Raw genomic sequence first — 13974 nt, forward strand, 5'->3', positions numbered from 1 at the left:
CCCTGGCCTGGTGCGGTTCCGGCCAGTGTGCACCACGCCACCGACAACGCACCGCCCGTCACGCCGGAGCCGCTCCCCGCTCCCGGATCCGGCGTGCCGCCGGACCTCTCACCAGCGGGGCACCGCCGGGGGGAGCCAGTCGGGGTCGGCGATCCGCATGGCCGCCGCGTCGTCGCGGTCGCGGTGCGCGCCGTCGTCCTCCAGCCACCGCCGGTGCAGCGCGGCGAGCCGGTCGCGGTCGAGGGTGACGCCGAGGCCGGGCGCGTCGGACACCCGTACGGCGCCGTCCTCGAAGGTGAGGCGTTCGGTGAGGACGTCCTCGGACTGCCACGGGTAGTGGGAGTCGCAGGCGTGGTGCAGGCCCGGGACGGTGGACGCGACATGCGTCATCGCGGCGAGGCTGATCCCGAGGTGGGTGTTGGAGTGCATGGAGACGCCCACCCCGAAGGTGCGGCAGACGGCGGCGAGGTGCAGGGTGTTGCGCAGTCCGCCCCAGTAGTGGTGGTCGGAGAGGACGACCTGGACGGCGTCCGTGGTGAACGCCTCCTTGATCTCGGCGAACGTCGTCACGCACATGTTGGTCGCCAGCGGCACGCCGGTGCGTGCGGCGACCTCGGCCATGGCGGAGGTGCCGAGCGTCGGGTCCTCCAGGTACTCCAGGATGCCGCCGACCGCCTCGGCCACCCCGACCGAGGTCTCGACGGACCAGGCACCGTTGGGGTCGAGCCGCAGCGGGTGGCCGGGGAAGGCCTCGGCGAGGGCGCGGACGGCGGCGATCTCCTCCTCGGGCGGGAAGACCCCGCCCTTGAGCTTGAAGGAGCCGAAGCCGTACCGCTCCTTGAAGGCGCGGGCCTGCGCGACGACGCCGGCCGGGTCCAGGGCGGCACCCCAGTCGTCCTTCTCGGCCGGGACGCCGTCGGGGTGGCCGGCCCACTTGTAGAAGAGGTACGCGCTGTACTCCACGGTGTCGCGGAGCTTGCCGCCGAGCAGTGCGTGCACGGGCAGGCCGAGGGTCTTGCCGAGGGCGTCGAGGCAGGCGACCTCGAAGGCGGAGGCGATGGACAGCCGCAGCTTGTCGGCGGTCTGCACACCGCGCAGCCCGCCGACGTCGACGGCGTTGTCGACCCGGGCGGCCGCGACGGCGATCTCGTCCAGGAGCGCGAACAACTCGTTCACATCCGTGACCTTGCGGCCCTTGAGCTGCTCGGCGAAGGGGCGGGCCAGTTCCAGGTACTTGGTGTCGCCGTAGGTCTCCCCCACACCGGTGGTCCCGTCCGCCGTGACGATCTCGACGATCAGCCGGGGCGTGTACGGCTGGTGGACGCCCTGCGTGTTCAGCAGCGGCGGGTCGGCGACCAGGATCGGCGTGAGCCGTACCTCGGTGATGGTCAGGTCACGGGCGGTCGGCACGGCCGACACGGTCTGCGCGGTCACAGGGCGGCTCCTACGAGGTCAAGGCCGGCGGCGGGCAGGGCCTTGAGGTCGGCGAGACCGGCGGACGAGGGGCGCCGCCTCCGTTCCCGCACCGCGACCCACCCGCGCCGTCCTCCCGGACGGACGTCATCCACGTACAGGAACAGAGGTTAAATAGGCGAACAGGGCCCGTCAATGGGAAAGGGCCCGTCAATAGGTAAGGCGGCACCGTGTTCGACGCCGGGGTCTACCGGAAGGCGTACGCCTCCACCTCGGCGAGGTATCGGCTCCGTCGGTCCTCGTCGTCGTCCAGGAAGGCGGCGAGGAAGGAGTTGCGGGCCAGCTCGCGCAGCCGCTCCGGGCCGAGGCCGAGGGTGTCGCGCACCGCGTCGAAGTTGTCGCCGGCGTAGCCGCCGAAGTAGGCCGGGTCGTCGGAGTTCACCGTGCACAGCAGGCCGGCGTCGAGCATCGCGGGCAGCGGGTGGTCGGCGAGGGTGTCCACGGTGCGCAGCCGGACGTTCGACAGCGGGCACAGGGTCAGCGGGATCCGGTCCCGCACCAGCCGTGCCACCAGTGCCGGGTCCTCCACGCAGCGCAGCCCGTGGTCGACCCGTTCGACGCCGAGGACGTCCAGCGCCTCGGTGATGTACTCCGGCGGCCCCTCCTCGCCGGCGTGCGCCACGCGCCGCAGCCCGAGCGCGGCGGCCGCCTCGTACACCTCGCGGAACTTCGCCGGCGGGTGGCCGACCTCGGCCGAGTCCAGGCCGACACCGGTGATCCGGTCCAGGTGGGGCTTCGCCGCCTCCAGGGTCGCCAGGGCCGACTCGGCGGACTCGTCCCGCAGGAAGCACATGATCAGCCGGGTCGAGACCCCGTGCGTCTCCTCACTGCGACCCAGCGCCCGCCACAGGCCCTCGACCACCGTGTCCATGCCGACGCCGCGCGCCGTGTGCGCCTGCGGATCGAAGAAGATCTCGGCGTGCCGTACGCCCTGCGCCGCGGCGCGGGCCAGGTAGGCGTCGGCGAGGTCCTCGAAGTCCCGCTCGGTGCGCAGCACGGCCATGAGCTCGTAGTACAGGTTCAGGAACGACTGGAGGTCCTGGAACCGGTACGCCTCGCGCAGGGCGTCGGTGTCGGCGTAGGGCAGGTCGACGCCGTTGCGGGCGGCGAGGGCGAAGGCGAGCTCGGGTTCGAGGGTGCCTTCGATGTGAAGGTGCAGTTCGGCTTTCGGTACGGGCATCGAAGCATCGTACGGGGGGCTCAGCGGCGTTTGGGGAGCGGCACTCGCAGCAGGTCGCGGGCCACGGTCAGCTCGCCCGCGTACCCGGCGGCCCGCGCCTGCCGCTCGAACTCCTCCGGGTCGCTGTAACGCTGGCTGAAGTGGGTGAGCACCAGATGCCGCACGCCCGCGTCCCGCGCCACCCCGGCAGCCTGACCTGCCGTCAGGTGACCGTACTCGACGGCGAGTTCCTCGTCCTCGTCGAGGAACGTGGACTCGATGACGAGCAGGTCGCAGCCCTCGGCGAGCGCGTACACCCCCTCGCAGAGCCGGGTGTCCATGACGAACGCGAACCGCTGGCCGCGCCGCGCCTCGCTGACGTCCTCCAGCGCGATCCCGTCGAGCGTGCCCTCGCGCTGGATGCGGCCGACGTCCGGGCCCTTGATGCCGTGCGCGGCGAGCCGGTCGGGCAGCATCCGCCGGCCGTCGGGCTCGACCAGCCGGTAGCCGTACGACTCGACGGGGTGCGACAGCTTCCGCGCCTCCAGTGTGTACCCGGGGGTGCGGGCGAGCGGCCCGTCGGCGCCGACGGGTTCCTCGGTGATGCCGACCGTCTCGCGGTAGGCGGTGGCGTACCGCAGCCGGTCGAAGAAGCGCTGCCCGGAGCCCGGGTAGTGGGCGGTGACGGGGTGCGGGACCCGGTCGAGGTTGATGCGCTGGATCACTCCGGCGAGGCCGAGCGAGTGGTCGCCGTGGAAGTGGGTGACGCAGATCCGGTTCAGGTCGTGCGCGGCGACCCCGGCGCGCAGCATCTGGCGCTGGGTGCCCTCGCCGGGGTCGAACAGGATGCCCTCGCCGTCCCAGCGCAGCAGATAGCCGTTGTGGTTGCGGTGGCGGGTGGGGACCTGGCTGGCGGTGCCGAGGACCACCAGTTCGCGTACGGACAAAGGGGGCTGCCTATCCGGGCGGCCAGTGGAGACCGCGGCCGCCCAGGACGTGGGCGTGCGCGTGCCAGACGGTCTGGCCGGCGCCGCCGCCGGTGTTGAGGACGATGCGGTGGCTCTCCAGTTGCTCCTGGTCCGCGACGGCCTGCGCCTCGCGCAGCACGTCCGCCGCGACCTCGGGGGCGGCCGCGGCGAGGGCCGCCGCGTTCTCGTAGTGCGCCTTCGGAATCACCAGGACGTGCGTGGGCGCCTGCGGGTTGATGTCGCGGAAGGCGACGGTGGTGTCCGTCTCCCGGACGATCGTCGCCGGGGTCTGCCCTGCGACGATCTTGCAGAACAGGCAGTCGTCCTGCGGTTCCCCTGCCATGGGCCCTCCTCGCTCCGTGGTGATCACGCGTACGAGGGCATCGTAGTCGCCCGGACCACCACGGGCGGGCGTCCCGCAGAGGACGGTCGGTCCCGCACCGGACGGCCGGTGCCACAGAGGGCGGGCGGTGCCACGACGAGCGGCCGGTACCACAGAGGGCGAGCAGCCCCATGACGAGCGGCCGGCACCGCGACGGACAGCCGGTCCCGCGACGGGTGGCGTCCCGCGACGGACAAGCGGTCCCGCAGCGGGCAGCCGGCCTTGTGGCAAGCGTCCGGTGCCGCGACAGGCGGGCGGTGCCGTGGCGGTGGCCCGGGTGGACGTGGGGCGTGCCCCGGGTCCACCCGGTACCGGTGTGCCTACTCCACCGTCGGCGGCGTCTTCGCCGGTGCCTCCTCGAGCGCGGCCAGCGCCAGCCGTACCGCCTCGTCCAGCTGGACGTCCCGGCCCGCCGCGTAGTCCTGCGGGCGCTGGACGACCTCCACGTCCGGGTCCACGCCGTGGTTCTCCACGCCCCAGCCGTAGCCCTCCAGCCAGAAGGCGTACTTGGGCTGGGTGACGAGGGTGTGGTCGACCAACCGGTAGCGGCTGTCGATGCCGACCACACCGCCCCAGGTGCGGGTGCCGACGACCGGGCCGATACCGAGCGCCTTGATCGCCGCGTTGACGATGTCGCCGTCGGAGCCGGAGAACTCGTTGGCGACGGCGACGACCGGGCCGCGGGGCGCGTCCTGCGGGTAGCTCTCCGGACGCATGCCGCGCGGCAGGTCCCAGCCGACGATCCGCCGGGCCAGCTTCTCCACGACGAGCTGGGAGGTGTGGCCGCCGCGGTTCTCCCGGACGTCCACGATCAGGCCCTCGCGGATCACCTCGACCCGCAGGTCCCGGTGGATCTGGGCCCAGCCGGGAGCCTGCATGTCGGGGACGTGGATGTAGCCGAGCCGGCCGCCGGACAGCTCGTGGACATGGGCCCGCCGGTCGGCGACCCAGGCGTGGTAGCGCAGCGGTTCCTCGTCCGCGACGGGGACGACGACCGCGTGCCGCGGGTCGCCGCCGCCGGCCGGGGAGACGGTCAGCTCGACGGGCTTGCCCGCGGTGCCGACCAGCAGCGGGGCCGGTCCGGCCACCGGGTCGACCGGCTGCCCGGCCACGGCGACGATCGCGTCACCGGTGCGGATCGCGACGCCGGGCGCGGCCAGCGGGGAACGGCCCTGAGGGTCGGAGGTCTCCGCGGGCAGGATGCGGTCGACGCGCCAGCTGCCGTCCTCGTGGCGGGAGACGTCCGCGCCGAGCAGGCCCTGCCGGGCGCCGCCGCCGAAGCCGCCGCGCGGGGTGACGTAGGCGTGCGAGGTGCCGAGTTCTCCCTGGACCTCCCAGAGGAGGTCGACCAGGTCGTCGTGGGTGGCGAGCCGGTCCAGGATCGGCCGGTAGCGGTCGAGGACGGCGTCCCAGTCGACGCCGTTCATGTCGGGCCGCCAGTAGTTGTCCCGCATGATGCGGCCGGCCTCGTCGAACATCTGCCGCCACTCGGCGGCCGGGTCGATGAACTGGCGGACCCGGTCGAGGTCGACGGTGATGTTGCTGTCGCTGTCGTCGTCGCCCGACGCGCGCCGGTCGCTGGGAACGACCTTGAGCCGGCTGTCGGTCCACAGCAGCACCCGCTTGCCGTCACCGCTGACCTCGAAGTGGTCGGCGTCCGAGGCCAGATGCTCGAGGCGCTGCTGGGCGAGGTCGTACCGCTCCAGCTCGGTCTTCGGGTCGGGGTCGTCGGGGGTGGCCCGGGTGGCGCCGAGGACGCCGCGCACCGGGTGGCGCAGCCACAGCACCCCGTCCTTGGCGGCGCGCAGGTCGGAGTAACGGGCGGCCTCGACCGGGAACGGCACGATCCGGTCGGCGAGCCCCTCCAGATCGATCCGGGTGGTGGGGGTGCCCTCGCTGTCGGGGGTCTCGTCGCGGTCCGGCGTCTCGAAGGGGCGGCCGTGCCGCTGCGGGCCGAACGGCGACGGCGTCGTCGCGGCGAGGGTGATCAGGTGCGGCCGGGCGCCCTCCACGAAGGCGAGGTCGAAGACGTGCTCGTCGTAGACCGGGTCGAAGGAGCGGGTCGACAGGAACGCGAGGTGTTTGCCGTCGAGGGTGAAGGCGGGCGCGTAGTCCTGGAAGCGCAGCGGGGTCGCCTCGGTGACCTGGAGGTCGGTGGTACTGGCGAGCCTCAGCTGGCTGAGCGGGCGGGGGCCGGGGTGGGACCAGGCGAGCCAGGCGGAGTCGGGCGAGAAGGCCAGTCCGGAGACGTCGCCGTCCTCGCTGCGGTCGACCTCGCGAACCTCACCGGTCTCCCGCTCGACGAGCAGGACGCGGCCGTCGTGCGAGGCGACCGCGGCGCGGCTGCCGTCCGGCGCCATCGCGAGCCCCAGGACCCGGCCGAGCTGTCCGGCGGCGATCCGGCGCGGGGTCGCGCCGGGGGCGAGGCCGGTGGCCGGGGCGAACTCCAGGGCGTCGTCGCCGTCGGCGTCCGTCACCCACACCACCCACTCCTCGCCGTCCGCGCGGAAGGTGCGCGGGCGCCGGGCGCGGACGCCGGGGGTGGCGGCGAGGGCGCGGGCGGGCCCCGACCGGTGGGTGACCCAGTGGACGGTGCCGCGCACACAGACGGCACTGCCGCGCGCGGTGTGGTCGGGGGCGGCGGAGCCGAACCAGCGGGCGGCGTTCACCGGGAACGGCTGGAGGTCGACGCGCTGGCCGCCGAGCCGGATGTCGAGCGGGCGGGGCTCGGCGCCGTCCAGGTCGTCCAGTATCCACAGCTGCCCGGCGCTGGAGTAGACGACGCGGGTGCCGTCGGTGGCGGCGTGCCGGGCGTAGAACCCACCGAGAGGGGTGTGCCGGCGCAGGTCGGACCCGTCGGCGAGGGAGGAGTACAGCGCGCCGGTGCCCTCGTGGTCGGAGAGGAAGGCGACTCTCGTTCCCACCCAGAGCGGATACTCGATGTTCCCGTCGAGGTCGGCGTGCAGGCGGGCGAACTCGCCGGAGGGCGCGGTGCCTTCGGGAGCTCCGGTGGCCTCGGGGTCTCCCGTCTCCTGCTCGATCCACAGCTTGCCCGCCGTGCCGCCCCGGTAGCGCTTCCAGGAGGCGGCCTCGCGGCCCATCGTCGCGGACAGCAGTACGGTGCGCGGCCCGTGGGCGATGTCGCCGACGGGGCCGTAGGGCAGTGTGGTGGCGGGCCCTCCGTCGAGGGGGATCGCACGGGCCCAGGTGCGGCGCAGGCTGGCCTGGCCGTGGGTGCTGAGCGCCAGGACCTTCCCGTCCGGGGTCCAGCCGCGCACCTGGGTCTTCATGCTCCCCCAGTGCGTCAGGCGCCTGCCGGGGCCACCCTCGACCGGCGCGACGTGCACCTCGGGGGCGCCGTCACGGGTGGAGGTCCAGGCGACGGTGGTGCCGTCGGGCGAGATGCGGGGCGTCGTCACCGGCACGTTGTCGGCGCTGGCCCGCCAGGCGCGGCCACCGTCGAGCGGGGCGAGCCACACGTCGTCCTCGGCGGTGAAGGCGACCAACTCGCCGTGCAGATGCGGGAACCGGAAATAGGCGGCGGAGGCAATCGATGCAGGCTGTGTCACCCGGTCACCCTATGCAAGCGCGGTCGGCGTGGACAGGGGCTCGGATCACTTGCCCTCGACAGGGCGACAGGAGGGGTACTGGTCGCACCACACGGTCGTCGTGACGGTGACCGTGACGGTGGGTCGCGGGCCGCGGTCCGTGGGCTCGCCCACCGCCGGCGGACTGGTGGCGTCGCAGTCGCCCAGGCCGTCGACCCGGAACACCTGTTTGCCGTCCACCTTCGCGGTGATGTCCCCGCGCACACAGGCGCCGTTGACGGCGTGGGTGATCTTCCCGGTGACGGTGATCTCCTTGCCGCTCTCGGTCTCCCCGTCGCAGTCCACGGTAGCCACGGTCCTCGCGCTCGCGCTCGCGGACCGCGACGACGCGCTCGCGTCGTTCCCGTAGGAGGCGGCGCAGTTGAGCCACCGCACGCCGTCCTTCTGGCGGTTGAGCTCCTCCGTGACCGTCTCGTCGGTCGTGAGTGCCACCGCGGCCGAGCCGACCGAGCCCGGCTCGCACGCCACCGCCCCGCCCACGGCGGCCACGGCGAACCCCACGGCCAGTACCGGCCGCCGCCACCGTGCCCCTCGCCGGGTCCTTGACCACGACCTCGGCCGGGTCCCGCGCCAACTCCCTGTCAGTGCCCTCTTGGACGCCATGAACGGCAGCCTGCCACCGTCCCGGGCGTGACGGTAGGGCGCATACGGCCACCGCGCACTACCGTGGGCGGATGCGCAGCGAACGCCGGCTCAGAAGGCTCGTCGTGGACGGTCCCGTCACTGGTGGGACAGCCGTCTATCTGTGGTCGGTGCGTCATCGGCACAGTACCGAGGACCCCTGTCAGGAGGTACTCACCCTGCATGGCGACGGGAGGACGGCGCGCCTCGTGTTCCGGGGCGGCGAGGGGCGTTTCGTCCCCGACGGCTTCCTGCACTCGGGGTGCGTGGCCGTCAGTGGCCAGGGGACGCTGAACCTGCACGAGCCCGGTGTCGTACGGGCCTTCATCGACGAGGCGGCCCGGCGCGGGCTGCTCCCCGGGGCCGGATCCGGGCCCGGTTCCGCGGAGCTCGACGGCTGGGAGCTGTTCCCCGCGGTCGCCGCCGGCCGCGCGGCGGACGACTGACCGGGGCCCGGCAGCGCGGACCGTCAGGGGCCCGGGGCCCGGCAGCCCGGACCCGTCACGACCAGCGGCCCGACAGCCCGGCCCGTCACGACCAGCGGCCCGTGCGGGCCAGGAGTACGGCCGTCGCCGCGGTGCCGGCGGTGGAGGTGCGCAGGACGCTGCGGCCCAGGCGGTAGGGCTTGGCGCCGGCCTGCGCGAAGAGCTCCAACTCCTCCGGCGAGACGCCGCCTTCGGGGCCGACGACCAGCACGATGCTTCCGGAGGAGGGGAGTTCGGCCCTCGCGAGGGGTTCGGTTCCGCTCTCGTGGAGGACGGCGGCGAAGTCCGCTTCGGCGAGAAGTGACGCAACCTGTCGGGTCGTGGCCGCGTCCGCGACCTCCGGGAAGCGCGTACGGCGGGACTGCTTGCCGGCCTCGCGGGCCGTCGCCCGCCATTTGCCGAGGGACTTCAGCCCGCGCTCGCCCCGCCACTGGGTGACACAGCGCGACGCCGACCACGGTACGACCGCGTCGACGCCGACCTCGGTCATCGTCTCCACGGCCAGCTCGCCCCGGTCCCCCTTGGGCAGGGCCTGGACGACCGTGAGCCGGGGCGACTCCACGGGTTCCTCGACGACGTCGCCGAGGCGCACGATCAGCCGGTCCTTGCCTTCGGTGCCGGTGACCTCGCCCTCGGCCCGGCGGCCGGCGCCGTCGGTGAGGACGACGGTCTCCCCGGCCCGCAGCCGTTTCACCGAGACGGCGTGCCGTCCCTCGGGGCCGTCGAGCACATGCCGGCCGGAGCCGTCCGTGCCGAAGTCGTCCACGACGAAGACCGGGGCGGTCATCGGGCACCTCCCGCCGACAACGCGTTCCGGGTGGCGGCGAGTTCGGCGGCCAGCACCTCCACCAGCTGCCCGGCGGGCAGCTCACGGGCCATCCGGTGGCCCTGTCCCGCCCACAGCGCCATGCCCTGCGGGTCCCCGGCGGCGGCCGCGGCCTTGCGCAGCGGGGCGGTCAGATGGTGGACGTCCGGGTAGGCGGCGGGCGCGTACGGGCCGTGCTCGCGCAGGAAGCGGTTGACCAGGGCGCGGGCCGGGCGTCCGGAGAAGGCGCGGGTCAGTTCGGTGCGGGCGTACAGGGGGTCGGTCAGCGCCCGCTTGTGCAGGGCGTGCGCGCCGGACTCGTGGGTGGCGAGGAACGCCGTGCCGAGCTGGGCCGCCGAGGCGCCGGCCGCGAGGACGGCGGCGATCTGGCTGCCGTGCATGAGGGCGCCGGCCGCGACGACCGGGATGTCCACGGCTTCCCGTACCTGGCTGATCAGGGACAGCAGTCCGAAGCCGGCACCGTCGGCCTCCGGGTCGTCCCGGTGGGTGCCCTGATGGCCGCCGGCCTCGACACCCTGCGCGATCACCGCGTCGGCGCCCGCCTCCTGGACGGTCCGCGCCTCGTCGGGGGTGGTGGCGGTGGCCAGCGTGAACGTGCCGGCGCGACGCAGGGCGTCCAGGACGTCACGGGAGGGCACGCCGAAGTGGAACGACACCACCGGCACCGGGTTGTCGAGCAGGACGGCGAGTTTGGCGTCGTAGCCGTCGTCGCGGCCGCAGTCGGGGTCACCGAGCTCGGTGGAGTACCAGGGGGCCTCACCTGCCAGCTGGTGGGCGTAGACGCCGACGGCGGCGGGGTCGGCCGTCTCGGGCTGCGGCATGAAGACGTTGACGCCGAAGGGGAACCCGGTCAGCCCGCGCAGCTGTTTGATCTCCTGGTACATCCCGTCCGCGGTCTTGTACCCGGCGGCCAGGAACCCGAGTCCGCCCGCCTCGGACACGGCCGCGGCGAGCTGCGGCACGGCGACTCCACCCGCCATCGGGGCCTGCACCACGGGGTGCCGGAGGAGGTCGGTGAAGGCCAAGGACATGACGGCATGTTGCCACGTCCTTCGGACATCTCCGAATTGGATCAGGACGGATCGGAGACAGATCGGGGGGGGCGGACCGGAGACGGATCAGGGAATGGACCGGGGGTGGATCAGGGAGCAGACCGGGGGCAGACCAGGGAGCGGACCGGAGACGGATCAGGGGGTGGACCGGAGACGGGCCGGAAACGGTTCGGGCCCGGATTCGAGGCCGACCCCGCCCTTGGCGCGGCACGCTTCCGGGAGGGTGCCGCGGAGACCTGGTCCGGTCCCCGCGGAAAGCACCCGCCCGTATGTCCGCCCGTCCGTATCCCTCAGCGCGTGTCAGCGCCCGTTGAAGGCGTCCTTCAAGCGGGAGAACAGGCCCTGCTGGCCCGGCTGGAACTGGCCCAGCGGCCGCTCCTCGCCACGGAGCTTGGCGAGTTCGCGCAGCAGACGCTCCTGCTCGACGTCGAGCTTGCCCGGGGTCTGCACCTCGACGTGCACGATGAGGTCGCCCCGGCCGCCGCCGCGCAGATGCGTGACGCCCCGGCCGTGCAGCGGGATCGACTGGCCGGACTGGGTGCCGGGCCGGATGTCGACCTCCTCCATGCCGTCCAGTGTCTCCAGCGGCACTTTGGTACCGAGGGCGGCCGCCGTCATCGGGAGGGTGACCGTGCAGTGCAGGTCGTCGCCGCGCCGCTGGAACATGTGGTGCGGCAGCTCGTGGATCTCGACGTACAGGTCGCCGGCGGGACCGCCGCCGGGGCCGACCTCGCCCTCACCGGCCAGCTGGATCCTGGTGCCGTTGTCCACACCGGCCGGGATCTTCACCGTCAGGGTGCGGCGGGAGCGGATCCGTCCGTCGCCCGCGCACTCCGGGCACGGGTTCGGGACGACGGTGCCGAATCCCTGGCACTGCGGGCAGGGGCGCGAGGTCATGACCTGGCCCAGGAAGGACCGCGTGACCTGCGAGACCTCGCCCCGGCCGCGGCACATGTCACAGGTCTGCGCGGTGGTGCCGGGTGCGGCGCCCTCACCGCTGCAGGTGGTGCAGACGACCGCCGTGTCGACCTGGATGTCCTTGGTCGTGCCGAACGCGGCCTCGTCCAGCTCGACTTCGAGGCGGATCATCGCGTCCTGGCCGCGGCGGGTGCGCGAGCGCGGACCGCGTTGCGACGCCGTGCCGAAGAACGCGTCCATGATGTCGGAGAAGTTCCCGAAGCCGCCCGCGCCGAAGCCGCCCGCGCCACCGCCGCCGGCCTGCTGGAGCGGGTCGCCGCCGAGGTCGTAGACCTGTTTCTTCTGCGGGTCCGACAACACCTCGTAGGCGGCGTTGATCTCCTTGAACCGTTCCTGCGTCTTCGGATCCGGGTTGACGTCCGGATGCAGCTCGCGGGCGAGTCGCCGGAAGGCCTTCTTGATCTCTTCCTGCGACGCGTCCCGGCGTACGCCGAGTACGGCGTAATAGTCGGTGGCCACTTACGACTCCGCCAGGATCTGTCCGACGTACCGTGCCACTGCGCGTACCGCTCCCATCGTTCCCGGGTAATCCATGCGTGTCGGTCCGACCACGCCGAGCTTGGCAACAGCCTCGCCGCCCGAACCGTAGCCCACCGACACGACGGACGTGGAGTTGAGTCCCTCGTGGGCGTTCTCATGACCGATACGGACGGTCACGCCCGGATCCTTCGCCTCTCCGAGCAGCTTGAGAAGCACGACCTGCTCCTCGAGCGCCTCCAGAACAGGCCGGATCACCAAGGGAAAGTCATGTCCGAAGCGGGTCAGATTGGCGGTGCCGCCGATCATCAACCGCTCCTCGTTCTCCTCGACCAGTGTCTCCAGCAGAGTGGAGAGCACGGTCGAGACCGTACCGCGTTCCTCGGGGTCGAATCCCTCGGGAAGGTCCTCGACCAGGGATGGTACGTCGGTGAAACGGCGGCCCGCGACACGGCTGTTGAGCCGCGCCCGCAGATCCGCCAGGGTCGCCTCGCCGACCGGCGCCGGGCAGTCGACCATGCGTTGCTCGACTCGCCCGGTGTCCGTGATCAGCACCAGCATGGCGCGCGCGGGCGCCATCGCGAGCAGTTCCACGTGCCGCACGGTCGAGCGGGTCAGCGACGGGTACTGCACGACGGCGACCTGCCGGGTGAGCTGCGCGAGCAGCCGCACCGTGCGGGCCACGACGTCGTCCAGGTCGACGGAGCCCTCGAGGAAGTTCTGGATGGCGCGCCGCTCGGGCGCGGTCATCGGTTTGACGCCGGCGAGCTTGTCCACGAAGAGCCGGTAGCCCTTGTCGGTGGGGATGCGCCCGGCGCTGGTGTGCGGCTGGGCGATGAAGCCCTCGTCCTCCAGGGCCGCCATGTCGTTGCGCACGGTGGCCGGGGAGACGCCGAGGTTGTGACGCTCGGTGAGGGCCTTGGAGCCGACGGGCTCCTCGGTACCGACGTAGTCCTGGACGATGGCGCGCAGCACCTGGAGCCTGCGTTCACTGAGCATCACGCATACCTCCTCAAACCGTCCGCCCGGTACCTTCTCTGGCACTCTTCGCACGCGAGTGCCAGACTCCCCGCCCAGTGTACGACCGGGGGGTACTCCCCGGGCAAGGCCGGTCCCGCACCGTCCCGCACCGTCGCGCACCGTCGCGCACCGTCGCGCGGCGAAAGCCGTAGGCCGTTAGCGTCGCGGTATGACGGTGGCTTGGGAAGAGTCGGGATGGGAACGGCTGGCGCCGGGAGTGGGGCGGTGCCGGCTTCCGGTGTGGGACTGCACGGTGGGGCTCGTGGCCGGTACCGGCGCGGTGCTGCTCGTGGACGCCGGTTCGTCCCTGCGCGAGGGCGCGCGGTTGCGGGCCGAGGCGCAGGCGCTCGCCGGGCGGCGTGTGACGCATCTCGCGCTCACCCATCCCCACTTCGACCATGTGCTGGGGGCGGCGGTGTTCGCGGGCGCGGAGGTGTTCGGCGCGGTGGGCCTGGACACGGTGCTGGCGCGGGGCCGCGAGGAACTGTGCGCGGACGCGGAGCGCCACGGTCTGGACGCGCGGGCGGCCCGGGAGGCGGTGGACGCGCTGGTCCGCCCCCGGCACACGGTGTCCGGCGAGTGGACGCTCGACCTGGGCGGCGGACGGCGGGCACTCCTCGCGAACGTGGGCCCGGGGCACACGGCGCACGATCTCGCGGTGCTGGTGCCCGGCGATCCGGATGTGGTGTTCTGCGGCGACCTGGTGGAGGAGTCCGGCGAGCCGCAGGCCGGCCCCGACGCCGTGCCGTCGCAGTGGCCGGGCGCCCTGGACCGGCTGCTGGCCCTGGGCGGCGAGGACGCGGTGTACGTTCCCGGCCACGGCGCGGCGGTGGACGCGGTGTTCGTACGGGCCCAGCGCGACGCCCTCGCGGCTCGCTTCGGCGTGTCGTGCTGAGCCTTCGGCCGAACGGGGGGCCGCTTCTCC

At 73.1% G+C, this 13974-nt stretch carries 12 protein-coding genes; 2 read left to right on the forward strand and 10 right to left on the reverse strand.

Annotated features, from left to right (window positions below):
• Window positions 1–108: 108 nt before the first annotated feature.
• The 6 genes from V4Y04_RS11545 to V4Y04_RS11570 all read right to left on the reverse strand — a co-directional run bounded on the left by V4Y04_RS11545 (window position 109) and on the right by V4Y04_RS11570 (window position 8091).
• Window positions 109–1410, reverse strand: a complete 1302-nt coding sequence (locus V4Y04_RS11545; protein WP_332432795.1) for a glucarate dehydratase family protein — start codon at window positions 1408–1410, stop codon at window positions 109–111.
• A 250-nt stretch (window positions 1411–1660) separates the two neighbouring features.
• Window positions 1661–2653 carry an adenosine deaminase gene (locus V4Y04_RS11550; RefSeq protein WP_332427517.1) on the reverse strand — a complete coding sequence of 331 codons (993 nt, stop codon included), beginning with the start codon at window positions 2651–2653 and terminating at the stop codon, window positions 1661–1663.
• 20 nt (window positions 2654–2673) lie between these two features.
• Window positions 2674–3579, reverse strand: a complete 906-nt coding sequence (locus V4Y04_RS11555) for a ribonuclease Z (RefSeq protein ID WP_332427518.1) — start codon at window positions 3577–3579, stop codon at window positions 2674–2676.
• Window positions 3580–3589: 10 nt separating this feature from the next.
• Window positions 3590–3943, reverse strand: a complete 354-nt coding sequence (locus V4Y04_RS11560; protein ID WP_332427519.1) for an HIT domain-containing protein — start codon at window positions 3941–3943, stop codon at window positions 3590–3592.
• A gap of 359 nt (window positions 3944–4302) precedes the next feature.
• Window positions 4303–7551: a S41 family peptidase gene (locus V4Y04_RS11565; RefSeq protein ID WP_332427520.1), complete on the reverse strand. Its 3249-nt coding sequence runs from the start codon at window positions 7549–7551 to the stop codon at window positions 4303–4305.
• Between the two features lie 45 nt (window positions 7552–7596).
• On the reverse strand, window positions 7597–8091 hold the full coding sequence (locus tag V4Y04_RS11570; RefSeq protein ID WP_332427521.1) for a hypothetical protein: 495 nt from the start codon (window positions 8089–8091) through the stop codon (window positions 7597–7599).
• A 173-nt stretch (window positions 8092–8264) separates the two neighbouring features.
• Here V4Y04_RS11570 and V4Y04_RS11575 point away from each other — a divergent pair, with 173 nt between their 5' ends.
• A complete protein-coding gene (locus tag V4Y04_RS11575; protein WP_332427522.1) occupies window positions 8265–8657 on the forward strand; it encodes a hypothetical protein in 393 nt (130 codons plus the stop codon).
• A gap of 85 nt (window positions 8658–8742) precedes the next feature.
• Here the strand turns inward: V4Y04_RS11575 and V4Y04_RS11580 are convergent, their stop codons facing one another.
• The 4 genes from V4Y04_RS11580 to hrcA form a co-directional block, all read right to left on the reverse strand.
• A complete protein-coding gene (locus V4Y04_RS11580) occupies window positions 8743–9483 on the reverse strand; it encodes a 16S rRNA (uracil(1498)-N(3))-methyltransferase (protein WP_332427523.1) in 741 nt (246 codons plus the stop codon).
• On the reverse strand, window positions 9480–10553 hold the full coding sequence (locus V4Y04_RS11585) for a nitronate monooxygenase (protein ID WP_332427525.1): 1074 nt from the start codon (window positions 10551–10553) through the stop codon (window positions 9480–9482). Before V4Y04_RS11585 ends, V4Y04_RS11580 begins: the two co-directional genes overlap by 4 nt.
• A 321-nt stretch (window positions 10554–10874) precedes the next feature.
• Complete coding sequence (gene dnaJ / locus V4Y04_RS11590) at window positions 10875–12011, reverse strand: molecular chaperone DnaJ (RefSeq protein WP_332427526.1); 1137 nt, start codon at window positions 12009–12011, stop codon at window positions 10875–10877.
• Window positions 12012–13028, reverse strand: coding sequence for a heat-inducible transcriptional repressor HrcA (hrcA, locus tag V4Y04_RS11595; protein WP_332432796.1), 1017 nt, complete (start codon window positions 13026–13028; stop codon window positions 12012–12014).
• A gap of 190 nt (window positions 13029–13218) precedes the next feature.
• Between hrcA and V4Y04_RS11600 the strand changes: the two genes are divergently transcribed.
• A complete protein-coding gene (locus V4Y04_RS11600) occupies window positions 13219–13944 on the forward strand; it encodes an MBL fold metallo-hydrolase (RefSeq protein WP_332427527.1) in 726 nt (241 codons plus the stop codon).
• The last annotated feature ends 30 nt before the right edge of the window (window positions 13945–13974 follow it).

The sequence above is a fragment of the Streptomyces sp. P9-A2 genome (assembly GCF_036634175.1).
Taxonomy (GTDB): Bacteria; Actinomycetota; Actinomycetes; order Streptomycetales; family Streptomycetaceae; genus Streptomyces; species Streptomyces pratens.

What these genes read in the sequence shown, in the direction of transcription:
- V4Y04_RS11550 (WP_332427517.1), bottom strand. Translation starts at nt 2,653, where the DNA reads ATGCCCGTACCGAAAGCCGAACTGCACCTTCACATCGAAGGCACCCTC.
- V4Y04_RS11560 (WP_332427519.1), bottom strand. Translation starts at nt 3,943, where the DNA reads ATGGCAGGGGAACCGCAGGACGACTGCCTGTTCTGCAAGATCGTCGCA.
- V4Y04_RS11575 (WP_332427522.1), top strand. Translation starts at nt 8,265, where the DNA reads ATGCGCAGCGAACGCCGGCTCAGAAGGCTCGTCGTGGACGGTCCCGTC.
- V4Y04_RS11580 (WP_332427523.1), bottom strand. Translation starts at nt 9,483, where the DNA reads ATGACCGCCCCGGTCTTCGTCGTGGACGACTTCGGCACGGACGGCTCC.
- V4Y04_RS11585 (WP_332427525.1), bottom strand. Translation starts at nt 10,553, where the DNA reads ATGTCCTTGGCCTTCACCGACCTCCTCCGGCACCCCGTGGTGCAGGCC.
- hrcA (WP_332432796.1), bottom strand. Translation starts at nt 13,028, where the DNA reads ATGCTCAGTGAACGCAGGCTCCAGGTGCTGCGCGCCATCGTCCAGGAC.
- V4Y04_RS11600 (WP_332427527.1), top strand. Translation starts at nt 13,219, where the DNA reads ATGACGGTGGCTTGGGAAGAGTCGGGATGGGAACGGCTGGCGCCGGGA.